The sequence below is a fragment of the Bacteroides mediterraneensis genome (genome assembly GCF_900128455.1).
Lineage (GTDB): Bacteria > Bacteroidota > Bacteroidia > Bacteroidales > Bacteroidaceae > Phocaeicola > Phocaeicola mediterraneensis.
In genome coordinates this window covers 1,606,753-1,630,066 of record NZ_LT635783.1, presented here as the reverse complement: position 1 = coordinate 1,630,066, position 23,314 = coordinate 1,606,753, and the positions used below count along the sequence as shown (strand labels likewise).

The following is a 23,314-nucleotide window of genomic DNA, read 5'->3' as shown; positions in this document are numbered from 1 at the left end:
TAATGATATGGAAGTGAAAATAGAAAATATGGTTTTCGGATGGCACGAGGAGCTGCCCGAAATGTTCATCGAACTGTTGAACACGCTTGTGCTGACAAAGAACGAGCAGGATGTAAGGGGTGTAATGGAGGTGTTCGCCCGAAAGGAACTTTTCAATGTCCTTTTCGCCTTTGGGTATGGCGCACACCATTTATGGGTGACGCAGAAGAAGGCTTCCGACCCCGACCAATGTTTGGAGAACAGACTACTGATTGTTGAATTTTAATTGATAAGGCTATGACAACGAGAATGACCATTAACGGGGTATCGACCTGCACGGCAGGCGAGAAGTACGAGAAATTCCAACTGAAAATCGGGCGCAAAGTCCGCACTATGTACCAATACGACTACCGCCATACCGACGGAGATTTGTTCTCCTGCGTGAAGCCCACGCTGGACGAGTGCAGGCGGTTGCGTGACGAATGGATTAAAGCGAAGGAGGACAGGGTATGACAGCAGGCTATGATACGCTGATAGTTACGTTCAGCGACCCAATCAAGGTATTGGACAATATGTTTTCCGATGCGGACGCATGGGGAACGGATACCCTCAAAGGATGGGTGGAGGACTATGAAAGTACGAGGTTTACGCAGATAAACGAGCATATGGCAGTCATCACTTCCGAATACAACATGCCCTGCGTAAAGGAATGGCTCACACATTGTACGACTATCGCTGATATGAGAGAATTTTGAGTGCGTGGCGGTGGACACCACCGGCCCACACTTACCATTAAAAGAGAAAGCATCATGAAATACTATTTTATACTGACAGACGGCAAGGACGCATGGATGCAGTTCGTTTACCTCCCTTCGGGAGATTATGTGTCCGGCTATATCCGTGACCTGCGGAGCGTGGGAATATCCGTGCATGACTATGACCTTTGGACAAAGGACACACGCCCCATTGCCGAGCGTACCCTTGAACGCATACAGAAGCGTATAATGGCAGGATGACCCTTTGGCGGGTGGCAGGAATTGCCGCCCGCTACTTTCTTTCATGAGCAGGACAGGCGGATAAGAAAGTAGCAAAGAAACCGTTACTTTCCATCTTCGATAATATGGAAAAATCCGATGAAGCCACAAAAGGCACCATCGGATTTTGTTTGTTGTACAGCCAACCATAGCCTCACGGCTCATACAGCAGCAGGAACTCCATTTTGCGCCGCCGCTCTATCGAGCGGACGGGCTTGCCCTTGTACCGGCAGTAGGCTGTGTATTCACGGAAAATGTCCCTGTTTCCGGCTTCCAGCTTGCGGACAAGCCCGCTTTTCGGATGCCCTCCATGACCGAGCAGCACCCCTTGCCCCACGTTGTAGCTCAGGACGGTCAGGAGCAAGGCGTCTTTTCCATACTTGCGGAACAGCCTGTAACGCACCGCCAAATCCTTGCGGAGCAGGGCTTCCGCTTCCGCCTCCGTCATGCCGTAGGACAGCTTCTCGTTCGGCAGCCTGCGGTGTCCGTAGCCGTAATACGGGTAGTCGGAACGGTCATGCAGCCCCTCGTATTTCTTCACCAGTTCAACGGCTATGTCCGCTTTCGGGTGGCTGTTGAACAGCGCCAGCAGCCGTGCCGTTTCCTCCGTATCCTGTGCCGGCAGGCTGCCACAGAGGACAGCCGCCAGCAGCAGGAGCAACGCCTTGCGCATCATCGGCTGACGTTCAAGGTGTCCGACACCGCCACATCCGCATCCGAGTCATTGTTGAACTCGACTTCCCACTCGAAGGCATTGCCGAAGTTGTCCTCCACCGTGATGGTCAGGCTCTGCGACTCGTCGCACTCCGAGGTGTAATACAGGCGGAATTTCTCGTTCTCCAGCAGGTAGCGGTCATTGGGCAGGAATACCAGGCCGTTATCCAGCTTCAGCGTGCCTTCGCCGTCAAACTGGAAGTAGCGGATGGTATAGACCGCCCCGTCAAACTCACCCTCACGCACCAGCTCGCAGCGTATCTCCGCCGTTTCGCCCTGCGCCAGTTCCTTCGGCACGGGCATGGTTTCCACCGTGAACGGGTAGGCTTGCGTCACATCCAAGTCATCATCGCAGGAAGTGAAGCCTATGGAGAGCATACCCACACAGAGGGCAGCAAAGGTTCTTACTATGTTTCTTTTCGCTTTTTGTCTGTTGTTCAATTTATTCATGTTCATAATCTGTTATAGTCTGATGGATTTGTTTTTCTTTTCGTTCTCGCTTTGAGCCTGCCTTTCGGCAAGTACCCTTTGCAGGTGCTCGTTCAAGTCCTTGCACCCGTCATAGATGCCGGAGCAGTCCGATACCCTTCCGCCATAGCGTGCAAGCAAAACCCCCAGCGTCCGCCGTCCGGCTTCGTCATTGTCAAGGTAGCACTTTATCCGCCCGTAGCCGTCCAGATGGCGGTACGCCCTCGCCACGTTGGACACCGAGTTGAGGACAAGGTGGTCTTCCTTGCCGCCGATGCCCAGCGCACGGGCAGAGAGGTAGTCCATGAAGCCCTCGTACACGTTGCAGGACGCCGAGCCGACCGACAGCAGGGTCACGTCCTTCGGCGGCACGCAGCCCTTGAAAAACGGGTTGCGTATCTCGTAGCCGCCGCCTTCGTTACCGAAAGCCACGGCGAAATACCGCTTGCCGTGCGTGGAGTAGCGTATCTCCTTGCAGTTCGCTATGGCGACGGCGGACGGTATGCCCCTCTCTTGCAGGTAATGGAGCAACGCCCGGTTCTGTAAAGGCAGCACCTTCACATCCTCGAAGCTGTGCCCGTCAGAACGGTGCGTATCAACGGCTTTTTGCGGTCCATAGTCCTGTGTCGGCATACCCGCCACTTCCGCCACATACCTCGCTTGCGTGAGGAAGTCGCCCGTCTTGATGAACTCGCCCGCCAATGCGAAGATGTTGCCGCCCTTGCCCTCGCCGAAGTCAAACCAGAGGTTCTTCTCCGGGTTCACCTTGAAAGAAGGCGTCTTTTCCTCCCGGTAAGGCGACCTGTACCAAATTGCATTGGCACGCCTTTGCACGGGATGATGTCCCAGCCGGGCGAGGAAGTCCTCTATCGGAAACCGTTTCATCGCTTCTATGTCCATAGGCATCCGTCAGTTGATGATGAACTTGACACCTATCCCGTACTCCGTATGGCATACCCCCATGCTTCCGCCCCAGAGGAAACGCTCCCTGAGCGAAGCCGTCAGCGCGATGAAGTCCGCGAGGTACACCTCCATGTCCAGCGTGGCGGCGCAGCCATAGACAAAGGCATCCCCGTTGTTCAGCCTCGCCCCGTCGTACAACGTCTTCTTGCCCCAGTTCACCGTTTCGTACCCGGCAAGGGCTGACGCGCCCGCATAGAGGAACACCACCTTTTTCGCGTCCGACAGGAAGTTGTAGTAGAAGCCTCCCTCCGCCGTGAACTGCGCCGCAGGGATGGTCGTACTCCTATAATCATGGTTGGTTTGCAGATATTCCACCCCGTACACCCACTTGTTCCCGCCTTTCGCGTAGCTTGACAGCGTGGCTCCCAGCACATAGCCGTCCGCCCCGTTCAGCCCGGCTTTCAGTTCGATGCCCCGCATCTTCGGCAGGCACCGCTGGGCTTCCGCCCGTCCCATGAAAAGGACGGACAGAAGCGTTACAAGGAAAAGGACTCTCGCTTTCATCGCACACGCAGCTCGTTGATGGTTTCAGCCTGTACCAAGTCCTCGTTCTCCACGGTAAACGTCTGGTGGCGTCCGCCGTCCTTCTCGTTCATCTCCACCACGAGCTGTTTGCCGTCGGGGATGGTGAACTTCGGAAGGCAGAACACCGTGCGCTCGGACTGTTTCCCGGCTACACGGACGGCGTAGTTGTAGGCGCGGAGCGGGAACAGCACCTGTTCCTGCATGGCGGTACGCTTCGCCACCTTCTTGTCCACAATCTTGAACGTGATGTAGTCCACGTCAAACGGCACATTGCTCTGGTTCTTTATCTCCATGTAGAAATACAGCAGGTCATTGTGGACATAAATCCCTTTCAGCAGGCACTGGATGCCGAAACGCTTGCAGCCGATGTGCTTCACCTTGCGCTTGTCCTCCTTGTGCAGCGACTTCATGATGAGGTGTACCAGCATCGGGCTTTCGCTGCCCAGTTCCTTCAGGTAGATTTCCTGCGCGTTGTTCGGTCGGTTCACTGTGCTGCCGTCGTGGATAAAGTCCTTCATTTCCACGTTCAGGATAAGCGGCTCATCGGCGTATTTCACATTAAATGTGTAAAATGACCCGTCCTCCGTGATGACGCTCATGTTCGTCTCGTTGCGGAAATTCTTGACCGTCGCCTTCACACGGATGACGTTCTCCGCACCGTCCGCCTTGCCCGCTATCAGGTTGGGCGAACCCAAGTCCACGTAGCGCACCGCCGCCGGAAACAGGATGTGGACGGTCTTGTCATACGTGACTTCCAGACCGTGCGGCGGTATCATGCGGTCGAACATCAGCTTCTTCGTCAGACCGTGGTACAGGTCGCCGTCCTCTTCCGTCTGCGGATAGACGTCCTTCACCAGTTCCAGCCCGTCCTCCTTGGCGGTGGCGGTGCTGTCGTTCGTCACTCCCTGCGCGTAGGCCGCACAGGCGATGCCCATCAGCAGGGCAAACATTGTCATTGTTTTCTTGATACTCATTTTACGTTGGATTTAGTGGTGATTAAAATTTGTTTGTTGATTATTTTTTCTTTTTTCGCCTTTATGTTTTTGGGCTGTTCATTCCTTTTCTTGGTACAGCAGCACCCTGTACCCCGATTTCAGATGCACCTTGATGGTGCGCATCCTTTTCGAGATGTACTGCGAGATGCCCTGTATCGCCCCGCGACCCAGATCGGAGGCGAGCTGCGCCCCCGCGTCGGTCGATATGTTGATGCTGCTTCCGAGCGAGCTGCCCATGTTCGCCCCGATTTCCTTTGCCGCGTCTATCTCCATCGAGCCGGGTATGAAGATGCCCGCCTGCCCGTCGCTGTCGTACACCTCCAGTTCTACCGGGATGATGTTTCCCCCGTGTTCCAGCGAGGTGATGCCGATGCCGAGCCTTTCGCCCTGCAACCGTGCCGCGCCCACAAGGAGCGTGTTCCGGGGGATGACGCGCCCCGACACGCGCATCGGCTCCAGCAGCCGGAGCTTCACCGTCTGCCCGTCCGTAATGGTCTGGTCGCCCTGCACGCAGGCGGCGATGGTGTTCTTTTCCGAGGCTTCCGCCGTGCCGATGGCGGTGTGGAAGCCGTAGTTCCGTTCACCCGCGTAGTCCGCGATGAAAGCCGAGTCCGTCATGGGCTGCGGCAAGGCGGACACCACCGCCGGACGCACCCCGCTTACCGGTTCCGCCTTCATGCTCTTTCCGTCCGCCTTGGCGGATGTTTCCATTTCTTCGGACTGTGCGGTCTGCCCGGCATTGTTCTTCCCGTTCTGGTATCTTGCCGCCAGTTCGTAGGACTTTTCCAAGAGCGCGACCTGTTCCTCCATTGAGGACGGCTTGCCCTCCTGCGCCATCAGCATGGCTTCCAGTTCATCGATGCGTTCCCGAAGCTCCTCCTTTTCCCGGTCCTCCTTCGGCGGCTCGTAGAACGTGCCCAGCGAAGTGCTCAGCCGCTCATAGGCGGCAGCGGAGGTGCGTATGCCCGCCTGTTGCTTATCGGCACGCTCATTTTCGGACGGTTCCGTCTGTGTCAGGCGGTAGTCGTCCGATGCAGCCGCCGTGTCCGGCTTTTCCGCGCCGTCGTGCCAGAACGAGGACAGGTCGCCCACCATGCCCCGGCGTTCTTTCTGCCGGTTCTCCAACTGCAACTGCTCGTAGGCTTTCGCCTTGTCACCGATGATTTTCGAGTCTTCGGGCAGAGGCATGTCCGTGTTGAATCCCTGACCCTGCCGTGCCTTCTCCCTGTCCTCGGAGGACGGTGCGAAGATGAGCCACATGCAGCCCAGGAACAGCAGTCCCATCAGCGGATAGACCAGCATCTTCCTGCGCTGCTGCCGCTGCTGTTCGGTCAGCGGCTTTTTCTCTTTCTGTTCATTCTTCTTCTGTTCCTTTTCCATATACATTATTATATAGGTTCATACTTTCCTGCATCGGCAGGTCCAATTTCTCGATGTGCCGTATCTCCATTACCCCGTTCCCCTTGCCGAAACCGGCGATGGCGGTGACGGTCATGTACAGGCAGAGCGAGGCGAAAGCGGCAAATGCCGTGAGGACTATCCCCAGACGTGCCTTCGGCGGCAGGGCTTCCAGTTTTCCACGCAATTTCTTCTTGAAATTGGTGGTGTACTTTTCAATGAGAGTTTTCATCTTTCCCATACGCGCATCATCTTTCTATGGTCCGGATGTCCTTGTTCTCCAGCACCGTGAAGCCCTCGATGGTAAATCCGTTCGGATTATCGTCCGAGCGGCTCGCGTTGAGCAGGCGGCAGGCGGTCACAAGCGTGCGTTCCGTCACGTTGCTCTCGCGGATAATCATCTGCCTTGCGTATGTCCTCGCCTCGTAGGGATAGCGGTCGAAATTGCACACCACGCTGTCCACCTGAAGCACTTGGTTGATGTTGCCGGCAATGATGCGGTTGTAGAAGCCCTTTTCGGCGAAGTCGGCGTAGTAGTTGTACGCGCTCTTGTCCGCCAGGAGCAGGGCACGCTTCACGTTGTGCTCTATCGCGCTTTTCTCCGGCGAGAGCGTGAAGAACAGTTCATGGAAACGGCGCACGTGTTCCCTCGCTTCCGCCGGACGGTTCTGCGACAGGTCCTGCGAGAGTGCGAGCATCAGGCTCTTGCCCCCGTCGAGGACATATATCTTCTGCCGCTGTGCCTCGGCAAAGCGGAAGGCGCACACCACCGAGCAGACCACCACGAGGGCGCAGGCTGCCGTATAGACGATGCCGAACAGACGTATCTGCCGGAAACTCGTCTCGATGTTCTTTAGTGATTTGAATTCCATTTTCTTTTCGTCTTTCTTTTTCTGTTTGTAAAATCATATTTCGGTATCCTTTTCCCGAAGTGACACTTCGGGGGAGGTCAAAGTGGCACATAGGCAACCCCAAAGTGCCACTTCAACCGTTCCGGCTGTTACCTCTTGAACACCTTTCCAGCCGTTCCCTTGATGAGCTTCCCGGCACGCCCCGCCACGTTTCCTGCGGCTGCACCTGCCACGCTGCCGCCCAAAGCCCCGGCGGTCCCGATGTTCTTGTTGTAGCTGCCGATGCCGCCTCCGGCTTGGATAATCCAGCCCGCCACCGTCGGTATGGTGAAATAACCCACGATGCCGATGATAAGGAATACGATGTACACCCCGTCGCTTGCATCCAGCGAAAAGTTTGGGTCGGTCTGCATACGCTCGATGTCCTGCTGGAGCATCAGAATCTGGATTTTCGCCAGTATGGTGCTGAACAGGTCGGACACCGGAAGCCAGAGGTAAATCTGTATGTAGCGGCTGAACCACGCCGAGAGTGTCGAGTGGAAGCCGTCCCACACGGAGAAGGCGAAGGCTATCGGTCCCAAGATGCTGAGCACTACGAGGAAGAACGTCCGTAGCGTGTCGATGATGAGTGCGGCTGCGGCGAACATCAGTTCAAGCAGTTCGCGGAACCAGTCACGCACGCTTTTCTTGATGTTGTACGCCGCCCGGTCCATGTACATCCCCGTCATCGTCACGAGATCCGAGGGCGACCAGCCCAGCTCGTCCAGCTGCCGGTCAAACTCCTCATCCGAGGCGAGGTAGGCGGTTTCCGGGTTGCGCATCAGCGCCTCGTACTCCAGTTTGTCCTTCTGCTCCCGGTACTCGTTCATGTCGAAGGTCTGCTCTTCGAGAATCCCGTGTACGCCCTGCACGATGGGACTCAGCACGCTGTTCATCGTGCCCAATACGATGGTCGGGAAGAACAGGATGCACAGACCTAATGCAAAAGGTCTCAGCAGCGGGTACACGTCTATCGCTTCGGCTCGTGCAAGCGACTGCCATACGCGCATCGCCACGTAGAACAGTGCGCCCAGCCCGGCAAGCCCTTTCGCCACGCCCGTCATGTCCGCGCAAAGCGGCATCATCTCGTCGTAGAGCGAAAGGAGTATCTGGTGAAGGTTGTCGAACTCTCCCATAGGCTACCAGTACCTTTCGTTAGCCGTTCCGTACAGCGACATCACCCGGTCCATGTCGTTCTTCTTTCTTGCCCGCAGGTAGCTCACCGAGATGGTCTTGCCCGTGTAGTAGCGCACGAGGTTGCGGTAGTTCATCAGGCTGCGGTAGGCGTTGTCGATGATTGCCAGCCGTTCCGCGTCCGAGAGCGACATCCCTGTGACGTTCACCACGTTCTTCAGTTCTTGCAGCACGTCCGAGCTTTCGTCTATCAGCATGGCGTAGCCCGACGAGATGGCGGCAAGCTCCTCCGGCGTGTAGTTCTCGTCCGAGAGCATACGCTGGTAGTTGTCCACGTATATCTCCGAGATTTCCATCACCAGCCCTATGCTTTTCGATACTTTCACGCCGCCCTTCACCACGTCATGCACGGATTTCAGCGCGTCGTAATACTTCTTTCCCTGCTGGAAAATCTTTTGCGTTTCCAGAAAGCCGTTCAGGGTGTTCGCCTTCGTGCCCGCCGTCTCCACCATCTCCTTGGCGGAGTTGATGATGCTCTGGGCGAGGTTGCCGGGGTCGGACACCACCCACTGGGCGTTTGCCGTGCCCGCACCCGTGAGGCACAGGCAGACCGCTATCAGCGGCATTTTCAGTTTTTGTCTCATTCTCATTCACGTTGGATTTAGTGGTTCGTTGTCTTTTCATTATTCTTCTTTCTTTTCACCGTCCGAAGCGTCCTCCATATTTACCCGGATGTAGTCGCCGTTCGGCGAGAAGGTCAGCACGTCCGTTTCCTCGTTGTACGCCACGTCGATGCGAAAGCCCGTGTTCATGTAGAGGTTGCCGTTCTCCTCCCGCTGGAGCAGGTAGGTTTCCGGCTTCAGCCTGCGGCGCACGCCCGACCGTCGGAACAGCGTCACCTTGTAGTGTTCACCCTCCTTGTACACCAGTATGTCGGGTCCCGCCTCCGCACTCTGCCAGTTGCCGCAAATCTTCTCGCGGACGTCTTCGTTTTCCTTCATTACCGTTTCGCAGGCTTGCAGCATCAGCGATGCCAAGCCAATCAGACCGCCGCAAAGCAGCAGCCGTTGTGTCTTTGTCAGTTCAATGTTCATTTTCTGTTTCAATTTTTAATGTCGTTGAATAATCTGTTTACTGTTTTTCTTCTTTCCGCCTTTCCGCTATCTGCCGTATGGCGGCTTCCATGTCGCCGCCCAGCTTCTCCGCCAGTTCGCGGACTTCCATCTTCTCCGTTTCCTCCGTCGTGTAGGCGTAGGCTAAGCACCCAGCGCCTTGTCATATTTCTATGGTAGGTTTCCGAGTACTCGCCTCCGAACCGGACTTACAAGTCTCCCTGTATCCGGCTCTCCACTAATTAATTCAGTCTGATTCTTCGGTCGGGGTCTATTTTTGCATGACATTTTGAGCAGACAGCCAAAGTTTTTCGTCTTCGAGCTATCATTTTCTTTTCCCAGTCGGATTTACCTTTCAGGTCTTTAAGTTTGCGAACGTGATGCATTTCGAGTTTATCGGTAGCACCGCATAATTCGCAGACTTGGAGTTTCAGCCTTTCCATAAGGCTATTACGTCCACCTGTTATGGAAACTGTCCGTGGAATAGTGTCACAGTAAATATTCCCTGCAACCTTTTTGCGTTTGAAACCATCATGATAAAATGATTGGTAAAGTGTCTTACCCTTGCTATTTTCATATGCCACTTGGAAAACCTTGTTCTTTTTATATTTCAGAAGTATTTTCTTTACAGATGATTTGTATTTGTTCGCAAATACCTTATACATGCTGTATGACATAATGTGATAGAAAGAATTGATGACATAGCTATTATTGGCTATTGAGTAGTAATTATAGAACCCTCGGATTTCGGCATTGAACTGACTGACTATTTCCAAGTCATCCAAGTTCAGCATGTACGTTCTGACGATGGATTTCCAAACCTCTTTGCCATTGACAACCGCTATTCTTGCGACTTTATAATCAAAGAGTTTCTTCCGCATCGTTTCAAAATTCAGGTACAAGACAGGCTTGTGTCCGAATGCCCTAACCGTTCTACCGAACTTATCCTTACGTAAATCGTTACACCTGCGTATAAATACGTCATATCCGAGAAATTTCGCTGGTTTTTGTGCATTGGTTATCAGTGTCTTTTCATCTGACAGTTCCAGTTTAAGAGCTTCATTAAGATAATTCTTAATATCCTCTTTTACTGTTTTGCAGTCTTCAAGACTACCGGTAATTCCAATCAGAAAATCATCTGCGTATCTCACGTATTTTAACCGTTTGATGCTGCTGTCCATTTCATTACGTGCCGGATAGTTGTTCCGTTCTTCTCGTAGCCGCTTAATTTCAGCGGTCATCTGTTCCCTTACCTTTGCATCTTTCTCATTTTTCAGTTTCTTTGCCAGTCGGTATCTCCGCTGTTCGTAGAGCTTGTATCGAGCGTCGCCTTTTCTCGTTACTCCTTTATTGAACCGATTGGTGTATTCCTTGATGTACTTGTCGAACTTGTCAAGGTAGATATTAGCCAGTATTGGGCTGATAATCCCGCCTTGCGGAGTTCCACTGTACGTTCTATGAAATACCCAGTCTTCCACATATCCGGCATTCAGGAACTTTCGGATAAGCCGCAAAAATCTTTCGTCAGCGATACGTTCCCGAAGAATATTAATCAATACGTCATGATTGATATTGTCGAAGAATCCTTTAATATCGCCTTCAATAAACCATTTCACGGCAGTGAATGTCTTTTGTATATCTATAAGAGCAGTATGACAACTTCGTTTGGGACGAAACCCATGCGAAGTATGTTCAAAACTACCTTCATAGATTGCTTCAAGTATCATTCTAACTACTTCCTGTACCAGCTTATCATCAAAAGAGGGTATGCCAAGCGGACGTTTTTTCCCGTTTTTCTTAAGTATGTACGTCCTTTTGGACGGGTTAGGCTGATAAGTCTCATTTTTAAGACTACCAATCAGTTGTTCAATTCGGTCAATGCTCATTCCGTCAATGGTTTTACCATCGGCTCCTGCCGTCATGTTGCCTGTCTTGCTATAAATATTCTGATAGGCTACATAAAACATTTCCTCGTTAAACAGTACTCTATACAGCCGCTCAAACTTATAGTTCAAGTTACCGCTGTGTTTACTCAGACTGTTCAACACATTTTCTGGATTTCTCATGTCTCTCACATCTTCCTTTAAATTGTTAAACTTAATTAGCTGCTTCCCTTCGCCATGTACAGGGCGTTACCCTGCTCAGACTACTATGGAAGCTCCGTTGCCATGCCGGATATTCAGGGGCAGACCCCATAGCCGTACAACTGGCTTTCCGGTTTAGGCAATCCCCGTTTAGAAATTTGACGACTATTTGGCTTGACAGATTGTCGGATACGACTTTCGTCCTTTACTACTTATGGTAGTTGCCTTGCGGTAAGTTTATGCTACTCCTGCTACAAATCATCAGTGTAGTACCGCAACATGACGGTATAATTCCGAAGAATTATTCAACTGTCTTCCGTCATTGCCCAAGGATACGACTGCTCGGACTATCGTTCAACCAATACAGGCTTTATCCTCATATCTGTCATTTTAACTTGCCATTCGGTCGCAGCCTGACAGTTGGCTGACTTATGGCTTTACCAACGTGCTGTGTTCCCTTATGGGGTTTCCCCCTCCGGTAAGCGGTTGTTAATGGGCATTATAAACACTTGCCCAGTCGCTTGCCAAAGCGACATTCATCAAATTCCCTTTACGGGCGCACTAAATACTCCTGCATGGACACCTCCGTGGCGTACACCGCCGACTGCGTGCCGCCCAAGCCTATCCACACCTCCTTGTACCGCCTTGACGGGTCGTTGGACTGGTTGATGGAGAGTATCTGTGACTTCTCCTTTTCCGTCAACCCCAAGAGGGACTGTATCTGGTCAAAGCGGTTCATAAATTTTCTTTGGTCAAGCAGTATCTTGCAGTCCGAGTTGTTGATGATGCTCTCCTTCACGATGGGCGACGAGATGATGTCGTCCACCTCCTGCGTCACCACAATCGCCTCGCCGAAGTATTTTCTGACTGTCTTGTACATATACCTCAGGTAATCAGCCATGTTCGCCGAAGAAAGGGCCTTCCAAGCCTCCTCCACGATGAGCTGTTTCCTTACGCCTTTCAGCCGCCGCATCTTGCCCAAGAAGGCCTCCATGATGATAATCGTGACCACCGGAAAAAGCTCGGCATTATCCTTCACGGAATCAATTTCGAAGACCACGAACCGCTTGTGCAGCAGGTCGATGTTCTCCGTGGAGTTGAGCAGGAAGTCGTACCGTCCGCCCCGGTAATACTGCCGGAGCGTGGTCAGGAAGTTGTCGATGTTGAAGTCCGTCTTCGCCACCTTGATGTAGCGTTCCTCCATCTCCTTGCGGTACACGTCCCGCATGTACTCGTAGAACGAGTTGAACGACGGCACGATGCTCCTGTCCTGCTGGATTTTCAGGATGTAGGCGTTCACCGCGCTGCCCAGTTCCGCCGACTCCGTTTTCGTGGCGGATTCGTTCTCGCTTTTCCACAGGGTAAGCAGCAGCGTCTTGATGCTGTCCTTCTTCTCCACGTCGAACACCCCGTCGTCCGTGTAGAACGGGTTGAACGAGATGGGCTTTTCCTCCGTGTAGGTGAAGTAGATACCGTCCTTTCCTTTGGTCTTGCGGTGTATCATCTCGCACAGCCCTTGGTAGGAATTGCCCGTGTCCACCAATACCACATGGGAGCCTTGCTCAAAGTATTGGCGGACAAGGTGGTTCATGAAGAACGACTTGCCGCTGCCCGAAGGACCCAGCACGAACTTGTTTCGGTTCGTCGTCACGCCCCGCTTCATCGGCAGGTCGGAGATGTCGATGTGCAGCGGCTTGCCGCTGATACGGTCCGCCATGCGGATGCCGAAGGCGGAGGGCGAGTCCTTGTAGTTGGTCTCGCCGGCGAAGAGGCACACCGCCTGCCCGATGAACGTGTGGAACGCTTCTTCCGCCGGGAAGTCGGCGGCGTTGCCGGGGATGCCCGCCCAGAACAGCGTCGGGCAGTCCGTCGTGTTGTGGCGCGGCACGCAGCCCATTGAAGCCAGCTGGCTGCCCACATCGTTCTTGATGCGTTTCAGTTCCTCCGCGTCGTCGCTCCACGCCATCACGTTGAAGTGGGCGCGGACGGACTTCAGCCCCTGCGAGTGCGCTTCGTTTAGGTATTCCTCCACCCACTCACGGTTGATGGCGTTCTGGCGGCTGTACCGCGAGAGCGACTGCATGTTCCTCGCCGTTTTCTCGAAGCGGCGCAGCTCCTCGTCGCTGTTGCCGATGAAAACGTACTGGTTGTAGATATGGTTGCAGGGAAGCAGCAGGCCCACGGGAGCGGCGAACGACAGGCGGCAGTCCGAGCGGTCGGTGGAGAGCCGTTCGTAACGGCAGTCCGTCGCCACCGCAGCGGGCAGGTCTTCCGTGTCCGACAGGGTGTGCAGGCACAGCCGGTTGTCGCCGATGCGCATCTCCCTTGCCGTCATTTCCATGTCCTCCAGACAGTCCACATTGCCCGGCGAGAGCGCGAAGTACCTGCCTATAATGCCCGTTTCCTTTTCCGTGCCCGTAAGCTCGTCATCGGAGAGCCGGCGCAGCCGGATGTGCCCCGAATCGTTCAGGATACGCGCGAACTGCTCCACCGCCTCAATGAACTTCACCGCCGTTTCCTTGTCCTGCATCTCCTTCGGCACGATGTGCCCCCGGCACAGGGTGTTCCAGTTGCTCTGCTGCCTCATGCGCTCCTTCGTCGTCTTCGTCAGGAACAGGTAGCACTTGTGGTGCAGGAACGGGCGCTCGTTGAAGTGCATCTCGTAGCTGCGGGCGAGGAAGCCCATGCCCTCCCTGCCTGTGTCGGGGCGGTACCGCTCCTTCACGTACCAGTCCTGCTTGTGCAGCACCGAGTAGTCGGGCAGCACCTTTATCGCCTTGCACCACGTGGCATGGATGGCCTCGTACTCCTCCGCCGTGACGGTATAGACCTCCGGCAGTTCCACCTCGAAGGCGGCGGTAATGTCCGCGTCCTTCGAGACGATGCAGCCGTGCTCCACCGAGAGCAGCGGAAAGCGGCTTTCCAGCGTGGTGGCTTTCATTACATTTCTCATACGTTTCTTCCTTTCTTTTTTACATAAGACAGTCTGCACTCGGGAAATTGAGAACAAGTTCTCTTTCCGCTCGCTTGCACTGTCTTTCGTCTTAACAGATTGGACACCCGTCTGCGGTGGAGCACATGGCGGGGGCGCATCCGTGCCGCGCCCAGCTTCATCAGCCCGTGTTCGCCGTACTTGGCGTTCAGGCGGAACGTGAGCCCGACGGTGGCGGAAGCCGACACCACACCGAAGCCGATGCAGAGCCACTGGCCCGCGCCCGCCATGTACAGGATGACAAAGAGGATGAAGGCGGCAAGCAGCCCGCCTGCGAAGATGAACAGGTATTGCGCCTTCAGTCCCTTGAACTCCACCGGACGGCCTATGCCCTTGTTGATAGGGTATTCAGCCATTGTCCTTACACCTTATTATATATGTATGGGAATGTACGTTTATTAAAGGAAGAACGAACGGAGAATCGTCGCGCTCACAATCAGGAAGATGCACGCCCCGAACCAGCTCGCGGCGGTCTTCGAGGTGTCGGGGTCGCCCGATGAGAACTTGCCATACACCTTGATGCCCCCGATAAGCCCGACGACAGCTCCGATGGCGTAGATGAGTTTCGTGCCGGGGTCAAAATAGCTGGTCACAAGGTTGGTAGCCTCATTGATGCCCGCCATGCCGTTGCCTTGTGCGGACGCTGAGATGTTTGCAGCCAGCAGAAGGGCTGCGAGAATGATTTGTTTTTTCTTCAATGTCTTTGTCATAATCGTTTCTTTTTTGTGCCTCCGGGTTGGATAGTCCCTTTGGCGGTTGATACTTGTTTTTACTTCTTGCGGCTTTGGATGAAGCCGGCTTGTGGATTTAGTGGTTCGGTGGCAAGCCGTGGTTTAGCCGTAGTCGATTTTCTTTTTTCGCATCATTGTTACGTTTTACTTGTTATACATAGTCGCGGATGTTGAAGTTCTCGTATTCCTTCTGCGCAGCCGCTTTCATCCTTGGTCTCTTCTGCACGGGACGGATGCTTGCGAGATAGGCATCCACCATTCCCGACACCCTTGCCTCGTACCGGGCGTTGTTACGCCGGAACATGTTGTAAAACTCCGTGCCTTCCAGTTCATGGAACACCTTGCCCGCTTGCAGGATTTCCGGCTCCTTCGCCTTGGCATCCTTCACCGTCCTTGCGGCACGGTCGATTTCGTCAAAGGTGCTTCCGCCTGCCTGCGGTGGCTCCTCGTCAAAGTCCTCATCCGGGGCGTAAGTGCGGTTGTCCTCGAATACCTTGTCCAAATCCTCGTCAGGCACTTGGCGTGATGCGTCCTTTTCTGCGGCATGGTTTCCGGTGTCCTTCAACTCGTCGGCAAAGGTAACGTCCTTTTCGTCCACTGCTTCACTTCGGACTGTCGTGGCAGCATTTGGCGCCGTTGTGGTAGCTTGTGGCGTCCTTTCCGGCATCCGAAACAGGCTTTTGCCCATGATGTCAGCCAGAGGTTTCTGCTGTTGTTCCTCCTTTCCTGCCTTGCCGGAAAAATCTCTGGTCCGCTCTTCCTTACGCTCACATGTCAGGTAAAAAAGTATCCACAGGTTGCACGCCATCATCAGGATAATAAGTAGCGTCACCATTGGCTTATCGTTATCTGTTCGACAACTCCGTGTCTTTTCCGGCTGCTCAGGCTTTCCAGTTCCTCCCCATGCTGTTCAAGGTGTTCTGAAAGGATACGGTCAATGTACCCGGATATGGTCATCCCGTGCCCTCCGGCTATGCCCACAATCCGCTTGACCGCCTCATGGTTCTCCCGGCTGATATATACCGCTTTTTGTGCGCAGCCTTCCGGCTTGCGGCGGGTGAGGTACTTGCCTATGTAGGCTTCTTCTTTCTGCTTTCTTCTGAAAATGTTGATACTCAGTTTCATTGTCTTCGTTTTTCTAATGTTTTACAATAATTGTCTGTTCTCAGATGAGGTCGTCCCTGTCACGTCTGTACAGGCTGTTGATTTCCTCCTTATTCTCCTCAAAGTGGCGCATGAGCACCGTGTCGATATAGCCGCCTACGGTGATTTCCTTGTCTGCGATGGTGTTCACTATCTTGGACACGATGCCGTGGGCTTCTGCACTGATGTACACACATTTCCGTGTTTTCAACTCATGCCCTTTGAGGAAAGTCTGTCCGTAATCCCGGCTTTTCCCCTTCACCTGTTCGTACTGCCCCTTCATTTTTGACGGTTGTCCTGCATTAGCGGGTGTCTCCCCGGCACTGCCGGTTCCGTCTGGCTTTGGTGGCGGAGATGCGCCTGCCATTTGGCGGGACTTGCCGATAGAAGCCAGCAGCAGGTTCTCGTCAATGCCTTCCGTATTCAATTTGCGGCTTGCCATGACCTTCAGGATTTAATGACATCGCAGATTTCTTCGGCAAGTTCCTTGATGCGGCTTCCCCGCAGCATGGCGTTGTCCGCAGGCAGGATGGTCGAGCGGAACACCGTCTTGCGGTCGTCGGACATATCCCGACGGAAGCGCTTGCTGTCCGGCAACTTGGTGCCGAGTACATGGAAGTTGTTTTCGGCAAACAGTTTTCCGTAGAGGTCATACAGGTCTGTCCGTTCCCGTCCGTCCACCTTGGTCCAGAACAGGGATATGGCTTTTGTCCGGGCAATGCCGGTAGTCACGAGGTTGTCATTGAACATCATGACGAACTGCAACGCGCTCTCCACCACGAAACGGTCCGCACTGATGGGCGTAAAAATGTAGTCCATTTGCGAGAGCGTCTTGATTACCCCGTCGCTTTTCAGCGTGCCGGGCAGGTCGAAAAACACGATGTCCGGTTTATAGTCACCCTCTGCGAGCAGGCTTTCCGCATCGTCCAACGCCTGTACTGCATTGCTGCGGATGACCGGGAACGCCTTGCGGCCCGACTTGCGGAAATGCTCGCAGGCGATGGCTCTCATCCGGTCGTTCTGCTCAATGAGGGCAGTTTCCTTGTCACGCAGTCCGGCGATGCTGTGCTGCGGTTCATCACAGTCAATCACGGCGACATTGTAACCCATTACGTTGTGGACATAGTTGGCTACGAGAGCGGTGACGGTCGATTTGCCGACACCGCCTTTCTGTGTTGCGAAAGCAACGAATGTTTCTTTGTTCATTTTCCTGCTTGTTTTAATCGTTGTTGTTACAAATTATTGTTATTCTCAATCCGTAGCGGTCTGTTGCACCGCCTGTTCATTCCTTTTTTCCCGTACCTGTACACGGATATGTACCCATGAAGGGTTACAGGTCTGCTGCTCCATTGGCTTGCTTCGTCCCGTATTCCTGTCCTTGTACCGTTACGGTGCTGTTTGCTTATGGCGCTCTTGGTCTGTTTCCGCATTGTCGTACAACAGCACGACAATGAATCAGCGCCGCAGTAAAAATTCGTTTCTGTCCGTTCATGCGGACTTGCCGCATTGCATGGTTGTTTCCGTTCATTTTCATTTCTGCAAATCGTTGGTCCGTTGTTTCTGTGTGCAAAGGAAAAGGTATTTCAGCTTACCTGTATCACTTGCCCCTTGCGTGGCAGCATTTGGCGCCGATGTGGTAGCCTGTGGCGTTCCTCAGCCCCTTTCCGACCCGGATTTACCCCCTACCTTTGCACCCAAGCGGCAGGGCAATGCTCCCGGCGCGTACCGCAGGCCCCAGCTCCGTCCTTCTTTTGGGCAGCCGGAGGGTATCGGGCGACCGATACCTTTATGGGATTGTTATAACAGGCATATCCCCAACCGACGAACGAAGCAAGAACAGAGTCAAGCTCGCTTGAACTATGTCTTGCAAGGAGGAGGAAGAGTAACACTCAATCCGTCTGCTACGGATTTTTGTGTCCTCAAAGACACAGCAAGGTGTCCTTTGAGTAACTCAAAGGGTTTCGGGTTACTCCCGAAACGACCTTGCCCCTTGCGGGGAGGGCTTCCTCTCCGAAGTCGGGAAGCCTGTTTTCCTACCTGCGGTGCGGTTGCCGGAAGCTACGCTTATGCCGTGACACCACTAAATCCATTGTAATATGAACAAGAAAAAGAACGGGGCGGAAACGCCCAAGTGGGGGCGGCACCCGAAAGAAAGCCGCAAGTCGCACTGCGTGATGGTGCGTTTCGACGACGGGGAATGGCTCAGGTTCCTCGCCATGTACGAGAAGTCCGGCGTGTACGCGAGGGCTGTGTTCCTGAAGGCGCACTTCTTCGGGCAGCCTTTCCGGGTGCTGACGACGGACAAGACGTTGCTTGACTACTGCACGAAGCTCTCCGCCTTCCATGCGCAGTACCGTGCCATCGGCAACAACTACAACCAAACGGTCAAGGAGCTGCGCTGCCATTTCTCCGAGAAAAAGGCGATGGCATTGCTCTACCGGCTGGAGCAATGCACGAGGGAACTGGCGGCATTGATGCGCCAAGTCATGGAACTGTCCAAAGAGTTTGAAGGGAGATGGTCGCAAAAATCAATGTAGGCACGTCGCTGTACGGCGCACTCGCCTACAACGGGCTGAAGGTGAACGAGGGCGAGGGCAAGCTCCTCGCCGTGAACAAGGTCTTCGACGACGGCAGCGGACGGGTGAACATCGCCCGTGCCGAGCAGGATTTCAAACGGTACATGCCGGAGAATGTCCGCACACGGAACAAGGTCATCCATATCTCCCTCAATCCGCATCCCGACGACCGTCTGACGGACATGGAGATGGAACAGCTCGCACGGGAGTATCTGGAAAAGCTGGGCTACGGCGACCAGCCTTTTCTTATCTTCAAACACGAGGACATCGGACGCCACCACCTGCATATCGTTTCCGTCAATGTGGACGAGCGGGGCAGGCGGCTGAACAAGGACTTCATCCACCGCCGCAGCAAGCGTATCACCACCGAACTGGAACGCAAGTACGGCCTGCACCCCGCCGACCGCAGGCAGCACCGCCACGACAATCCCTTGCGTAAGGTGGATGCTTCGCAGGGCGACGTGAAGCGTCAGGTGGCGAACACCGCCAAGGCGGTCATGGCGACCTACAAGTTCCGGACGATGGGCGAATACCGCGCCCTGTTATCCCTTTACAATGTCACGGTGGAGGAAGCCCGTGGCATGGCAGGCGGACGGGAATATCACGGACTGGTCTATTCCGCCACCGACGATGCCGGGAACAAGGTGGGCAATCCTTTCAAGGCATCCCGCATCGGGAAGTCCGTCGGCTACGAGGCCGTGCGGCGCAGGTTTGAATACTCCAAGGCCCACATCCGCGACAAGCGTCCGGCGGATATGACGCGCAAGACCGTCGCTGCCGTGCTTGCCCGGACGTACCGTAAGGAGACGTTCATCGCCCTGCTCAAAGCAAAGGGTGTGGACGTGGTGTTCCGCCACACGGACGAAGGACGCATCTACGGGGCGACCTTTATCGACCACCGCACGGGCTGTGTGCTGAACGGCTCACATTTGGGCAAAGAGTTTTCCGCCAACGCCTTGCAGGAGCATTTTACCCTGCCGTATGCCGACACGCCGCCGCTGCCGTTCACTGTCACGGAGGATACGCCACAGGCAAACATCCATTCCTATGAGGAATACGATGAGGGGCATTCCACGGGCTTGGGCTTGCTTGGCGGCGACGCATCGGGCGCACAGGCTCAGGAAGCCGCCTTCGAGCGTGACCTCAAACGCAGGCGGAAGAAACGCCGCAAGGGTTTGGGGCTGTAATTTATCCCTTCGCAGGGCATAGGGGATGAGGTCGGACTTCATCCTACATCAAGTCCGGCCTCATGTACCATGAAGTCCGGGGTGATGTATGCTCACCTCCGTACCGTGCCTTGCGGAGATATTGTTCAACTTAAAAACAGAAACAGATTTATGTCACAACAGGAAGACGATTTGAGGGCATTGGCGAAAATCATGGATTTTCTGCGTGCCGTAAGCATTTTACTGGTGGTCATACACCTCTATTGGTATTGTTACGAAGCCGTAAGGCTGTGGGGCATCGACATCGGCGTGGTGGACAGGGTGCTGGTGAACTTCGACCGCACCGCAGGGCTGTTCCATTCCATTGTCTATACGAAACTCTTTGCGTTGGTTTTCTTGGCACTCTCGTGTCTGGGCACGAAGGGGGTCAAGGAGGAAAAAATCACGTGGGCAAGGATTTGGACGGTGCTTGCAGCAGGGCTGGTGCTGTTTTTTCTGAACTGGTGGATATTGTCCCTGCCGTTGCCCGTAGAGGCAGACGCGGCATTGTACACCGCCACCGTAGCGGCGGGCTATGTCTGCCTGCTGATGTCCGGCACATGGATGAGCCGCCTTCTGCGCACCAACCTCATGGAAGACGTGTTCAATGTGGAGAACGAGAGCTTCATGCAGGAAACGCGGCTCATCGAGAACGAGTATTCGGTGAACCTGCCCACGCGCTTCTATTACAGGAAGAAGTGGAACGACGGGTACATCAACGTGGTAAACCCGTTCCGTGCGTCCATCGTGCTGGGCACGCCGGGCAGCGGCAAGTCGTATGCCGTGGTAAACAGTTTTATCAAGCAACAGATTGAGAAAGGTTATTCAATGTATATCTATGATTTCAAATTCAGCGACTTATCGACCATTGCCTACAACCACCTGATGAACCACCCGGAAGGATATAAGGTCAAGCCGAAGTTCTACGTGATAAACTTCGACGACCCGCGCCGCTCGCACCGCTGCAATCCCATACACCCCGATTTCATGGAGGACATCACCGATGCCTACGAGAGTGCCTACACGATAATGCTCAATTTGAACAAAACTTGGGTGCAAAAACAGGGCGACTTCTTTGTGGAGTCACCGATTATCCTGTTTGCTGCTGTGATTTGGTTCCTCCGCATCTATAAGGACGGCAAGTATTGCACCTTTCCCCATGCCATTGAACTCTTGAACCGCCGTTACGAGGACGTGTTTCCTATTCTCACCAGCTATCCCGAACTGGAGAACTACCTTTCCCCGTTCATGGACGCATGGCAAGGCGGCGCGATGGAACAGCTTGCCGGACAGATCGCATCGGCGAAGATACCGCTATCCCGCATGATTTCCCCGCAGCTCTATTGGGTCATGTCCGACAGCGAGTTTACCCTCGACATCAACAATCCCGACGAGCCGAAGATACTCTGTGTCGGCAACAACCCCGACCGCCAGAACATCTACGGTGCGGCATTGGGCTTGTACAATTCGCGCATCGTGAAGCTCATCAACAAGAAGGGCAAGCTGAAGTCGGCGGTGATTATTGACGAGCTGCCCACCATTTACTTCAAGGGGCTGGACAACCTTATCGCCACCGCCCGAAGCAACAAGGTGGCGGTCTGCCTCGGTTTTCAGGACTTCTCGCAGCTCAAGCGCGACTACGGCGACAAGGAAGCCGCCGTAGTGATGAACACGGTGGGCAACATCTTCTCCGGTCAGGTGGTGGGCGAGACCGCCAAGACCCTTTCGGAGCGTTTCGGCAAAATCTTGCAGAAGCGTCAGAGCATCACCATCAACCGCGAGGACAAGTCCACCTCCATCAACACGCAGATGGAGAGCCTTATCCCGGCAAGCAAGATTTCCACGCTCACGCAGGGCATGTTCGTCGGGGCGGTGGCGGACAATTTCAACGAGCGCATCGAGCAGAAGATTTTTCATTGCGAGATAGTGGTGGATGCCGGGAAGGTGAAGCGCGAGGAACAGGCATACAAGCCTATCCCCGTCATCACGGACTTTACCGATGCCGACGGCAACGACCGCATGAAGGAGATGATTCAGGAGAACTACAACCGCATCCGTGCCGAGGTGCGGCAGATTGTCGCCGACGAGTTGCAGCGCATCCAGTCCGACCCGGAACTGCAACACCTCTTGCAGGGCAAGTAAAAAACGCCACAGGCGAAAAAAGGAAAATCCGTAACTCGGCTGTTCTTTTCAGACCGGGTTACGGATTTTCCCTTATAATGAAGAACGCCCCCCAAGTATGCTGCCTTGCGGCTCGCCTGGGAGGCTTATTATCTTTTAGTTTATAACTGTCTTGTTAATCTTGTGATGCAAAGGTAGGCATTTTTTCTTGAATGGCAAGCGCATGAAGCCGGAAAAATGACTATTTCCAGATTTTTTCGTTTTCCCAACCTTCGGCAAAGCCTATTGCGGAAAGTGACGCTACGCCTTTATATTCATCGACCAACGCTTTCAGCCTATCCTTGAATGAAGAAGTGGGATTGGCTGTCTGTAAGAGGTATCCCAACATACAGAAGAAATAATACACCTTGCCACGCTGTACCGTATCAGGATTGCTTATCCATACCAGCCTTTTGGAAAAATGCAGTTTTTCAGGCACGATGCTCATTTCCCTATTCCAAAGCCTTGCATGGTGGGCGCACAAGTTGCGCACGTAGTTCATGGTATGCAGCCATGAGCAGAATGTCTTTGGAGGCAAGCCGAAATAATCGGCTATGCCGTTGATGTCCGCCCTGCTCTTCAATCCCGTACAGATACGTGACAGGTGATTGAAATACATGATTTCCACACTCATCCACGAAGGGGGATTGACCGGATTGTCATATTTGTTCCGGTAGTGCTGGATGAACACCTCAGCCCGGTTACTGTGCAATTGGTCGCTGATATGTTTCTGGATTTCGGCATACACATCGAATGTCACGATGGAGCCGTCACGCAACACACGTCGTTCCGGAGCTTTGAATATGGAAGGATTATCTTGCCAATGGGAACCGTATTTGTGGCTCAACTGATAAATGATTTGTGTCCGGATGGCTATTTCCAGCCGTTCAATGGCATCGAATACGAGCAGGCGTAATTTTCGGTCAAACACGTACAAGTCATACACCATATCCCATGTCGTGCCTTCCTTGAAACTGTCAATGATTGTGCCGTTCTCCTTTTTCTTATAGGGCAGCATATAGGCACTGAGCCGGTAATAGCTGATGTTGGCGAGCAGTCTTTCCGCCCGCGGTATGTCCGGAACAGACATGCCCCTTGACTGCAAAAGGGCGACTTGTTCCGTGTAGCTCAAAGGCGGTTTCTTATATGTTTCCATTCTGTATGTGCATTATAAAATTGAGCCACTTCTTGAAGTGGCGAGCCTTAGCTTT

The 23,314-nt window shown here is 53.8% G+C and carries 25 protein-coding genes and 3 pseudogenes; 8 read left to right on the top strand and 20 right to left on the bottom strand.

Features of this window, described 5'->3' with window-relative positions:
• Positions 1-7 precede the first annotated feature (7 nt).
• Genes BQ7480_RS06525 through BQ7480_RS06510 form a run of 4 tightly spaced genes read left to right on the top strand, consistent with a single transcriptional unit; the run spans position 8 to position 995 of the window.
• Complete coding sequence (locus BQ7480_RS06525) at positions 8-265, top strand: hypothetical protein (protein WP_032570574.1); 258 nt, start codon at positions 8-10, stop codon at positions 263-265.
• Between the two features lie 11 nt (positions 266-276).
• The gene (locus BQ7480_RS06520; RefSeq protein ID WP_072542214.1) at positions 277-492 is read left to right on the top strand and encodes a DUF3873 domain-containing protein; all 216 of its coding nucleotides are present in this window, start codon (positions 277-279) and stop codon (positions 490-492) included.
• Positions 489-734, top strand: a complete 246-nt coding sequence (locus BQ7480_RS06515; protein WP_072542213.1) for a DUF6956 domain-containing protein — start codon at positions 489-491, stop codon at positions 732-734. Before BQ7480_RS06520 ends, BQ7480_RS06515 begins: the two co-directional genes overlap by 4 nt.
• Positions 735-788: 54 nt before the next feature.
• Entirely contained in the window at positions 789-995 is a 207-nt protein-coding gene (locus BQ7480_RS06510) for a hypothetical protein (protein ID WP_072543936.1), read from the top strand.
• 172 nt (positions 996-1,167) lie between these two features.
• On the opposite strand, the gene BQ7480_RS06505 is transcribed toward BQ7480_RS06510, so the two are convergent.
• From BQ7480_RS06505 to BQ7480_RS06415, 19 genes and pseudogenes are all read right to left on the bottom strand, one after another.
• A complete protein-coding gene (locus BQ7480_RS06505; RefSeq protein ID WP_072542212.1) occupies positions 1,168-1,689 on the bottom strand; it encodes a glycoside hydrolase family protein in 522 nt (173 codons plus the stop codon).
• Positions 1,686-2,183 (bottom strand): DUF3872 domain-containing protein, encoded by a 498-nt coding sequence (locus tag BQ7480_RS06500; RefSeq protein WP_083581776.1) that lies wholly within the window; start codon positions 2,181-2,183, stop codon positions 1,686-1,688. Before BQ7480_RS06500 ends, BQ7480_RS06505 begins: the two co-directional genes overlap by 4 nt.
• A 6-nt stretch (positions 2,184-2,189) precedes the next feature.
• Positions 2,190-3,101 (bottom strand): toprim domain-containing protein, encoded by a 912-nt coding sequence (locus BQ7480_RS06495; protein ID WP_072542210.1) that lies wholly within the window; start codon positions 3,099-3,101, stop codon positions 2,190-2,192.
• Between the two features lie 3 nt (positions 3,102-3,104).
• Entirely contained in the window at positions 3,105-3,662 is a 558-nt protein-coding gene (locus BQ7480_RS06490; RefSeq protein WP_072542209.1) for a conjugal transfer protein TraO, read from the bottom strand.
• The gene (gene traN / locus BQ7480_RS06485; RefSeq protein ID WP_394332621.1) at positions 3,659-4,657 is read right to left on the bottom strand and encodes a conjugative transposon protein TraN; all 999 of its coding nucleotides are present in this window, start codon (positions 4,655-4,657) and stop codon (positions 3,659-3,661) included. Before traN ends, BQ7480_RS06490 begins: the two co-directional genes overlap by 4 nt.
• 78 nt (positions 4,658-4,735) lie before the next feature.
• Positions 4,736-6,064 carry a conjugative transposon protein TraM gene (gene traM, locus BQ7480_RS06480; protein ID WP_210436323.1) on the bottom strand — a complete coding sequence of 443 codons (1,329 nt, stop codon included), beginning with the start codon at positions 6,062-6,064 and terminating at the stop codon, positions 4,736-4,738.
• On the bottom strand, positions 6,033-6,308 hold the full coding sequence (locus tag BQ7480_RS06475) for a TraL conjugative transposon family protein (RefSeq protein WP_072542207.1): 276 nt from the start codon (positions 6,306-6,308) through the stop codon (positions 6,033-6,035). The genes traM and BQ7480_RS06475 overlap by 32 nt, the downstream gene beginning before the upstream one ends.
• Before the next feature lie 16 nt (positions 6,309-6,324).
• Positions 6,325-6,948: a conjugative transposon protein TraK gene (gene traK, locus BQ7480_RS06470; RefSeq protein ID WP_004322024.1), complete on the bottom strand. Its 624-nt coding sequence runs from the start codon at positions 6,946-6,948 to the stop codon at positions 6,325-6,327.
• A gap of 128 nt (positions 6,949-7,076) precedes the next feature.
• Entirely contained in the window at positions 7,077-8,102 is a 1,026-nt protein-coding gene (gene traJ, locus BQ7480_RS06465; RefSeq protein ID WP_072542206.1) for a conjugative transposon protein TraJ, read from the bottom strand.
• 3 nt (positions 8,103-8,105) lie between these two features.
• Positions 8,106-8,744 (bottom strand): DUF4141 domain-containing protein, encoded by a 639-nt coding sequence (locus tag BQ7480_RS06460; protein ID WP_072543934.1) that lies wholly within the window; start codon positions 8,742-8,744, stop codon positions 8,106-8,108.
• A 39-nt stretch (positions 8,745-8,783) separates the two neighbouring features.
• Positions 8,784-9,194 (bottom strand): DUF3876 domain-containing protein, encoded by a 411-nt coding sequence (locus BQ7480_RS06455; protein ID WP_072542205.1) that lies wholly within the window; start codon positions 9,192-9,194, stop codon positions 8,784-8,786.
• Positions 9,195-9,454: 260 nt separating this feature from the next.
• The gene (locus BQ7480_RS06450; protein WP_072541321.1) at positions 9,455-11,278 is read right to left on the bottom strand and encodes a reverse transcriptase/maturase family protein; all 1,824 of its coding nucleotides are present in this window, start codon (positions 11,276-11,278) and stop codon (positions 9,455-9,457) included.
• A 580-nt stretch (positions 11,279-11,858) separates the two neighbouring features.
• Positions 11,859-14,249: pseudogene (locus tag BQ7480_RS06445) on the bottom strand (TraG family conjugative transposon ATPase); the annotation flags it as partial.
• A gap of 83 nt (positions 14,250-14,332) precedes the next feature.
• Positions 14,333-14,644, bottom strand: a pseudogene (locus tag BQ7480_RS06440) (DUF4133 domain-containing protein); the annotation flags it as partial.
• Positions 14,645-14,686: 42 nt separating this feature from the next.
• Positions 14,687-14,998: a DUF4134 domain-containing protein gene (locus BQ7480_RS06435; RefSeq protein ID WP_055220740.1), complete on the bottom strand. Its 312-nt coding sequence runs from the start codon at positions 14,996-14,998 to the stop codon at positions 14,687-14,689.
• A 172-nt stretch (positions 14,999-15,170) separates the two neighbouring features.
• Positions 15,171-15,854: a hypothetical protein gene (locus BQ7480_RS06430; RefSeq protein ID WP_072542202.1), complete on the bottom strand. Its 684-nt coding sequence runs from the start codon at positions 15,852-15,854 to the stop codon at positions 15,171-15,173.
• Entirely contained in the window at positions 15,848-16,144 is a 297-nt protein-coding gene (locus tag BQ7480_RS06425) for a DUF3408 domain-containing protein (RefSeq protein WP_072542201.1), read from the bottom strand. The genes BQ7480_RS06430 and BQ7480_RS06425 overlap by 7 nt, the downstream gene beginning before the upstream one ends.
• Before the next feature lie 40 nt (positions 16,145-16,184).
• A complete protein-coding gene (locus BQ7480_RS06420) occupies positions 16,185-16,604 on the bottom strand; it encodes a DUF3408 domain-containing protein (protein ID WP_072542200.1) in 420 nt (139 codons plus the stop codon).
• 5 nt (positions 16,605-16,609) lie between these two features.
• Positions 16,610-17,395: pseudogene (locus tag BQ7480_RS06415) on the bottom strand (ParA family protein); the annotation flags it as partial.
• A gap of 379 nt (positions 17,396-17,774) precedes the next feature.
• On the opposite strand from BQ7480_RS06415, the gene BQ7480_RS17860 reads away from it, so the two are divergent.
• The 4 genes from BQ7480_RS17860 (at position 17,775) to mobC (ending at position 22,085) form a co-directional block, all read left to right on the top strand.
• Entirely contained in the window at positions 17,775-18,257 is a 483-nt protein-coding gene (locus BQ7480_RS17860; RefSeq protein WP_154670759.1) for a hypothetical protein, read from the top strand.
• A 1-nt stretch (position 18,258) separates the two neighbouring features.
• A complete protein-coding gene (gene mobA, locus BQ7480_RS06405) occupies positions 18,259-18,699 on the top strand; it encodes a conjugal transfer protein MobA (RefSeq protein ID WP_072542197.1) in 441 nt (146 codons plus the stop codon).
• Entirely contained in the window at positions 18,678-19,925 is a 1,248-nt protein-coding gene (gene mobB, locus BQ7480_RS06400; RefSeq protein WP_072542196.1) for a conjugal transfer protein MobB, read from the top strand. The genes mobA and mobB overlap by 22 nt, the downstream gene beginning before the upstream one ends.
• Positions 19,926-20,075: 150 nt before the next feature.
• Positions 20,076-22,085 carry a conjugal transfer protein MobC gene (mobC, locus tag BQ7480_RS06395; RefSeq protein WP_072542195.1) on the top strand — a complete coding sequence of 670 codons (2,010 nt, stop codon included), beginning with the start codon at positions 20,076-20,078 and terminating at the stop codon, positions 22,083-22,085.
• A gap of 220 nt (positions 22,086-22,305) precedes the next feature.
• Here mobC and BQ7480_RS06390 read toward each other — a convergent pair whose 3' ends face one another.
• Complete coding sequence (locus BQ7480_RS06390; protein WP_072542194.1) at positions 22,306-23,259, bottom strand: Abi family protein; 954 nt, start codon at positions 23,257-23,259, stop codon at positions 22,306-22,308.
• Positions 23,260-23,314: the final 55 nt, after the last annotated feature.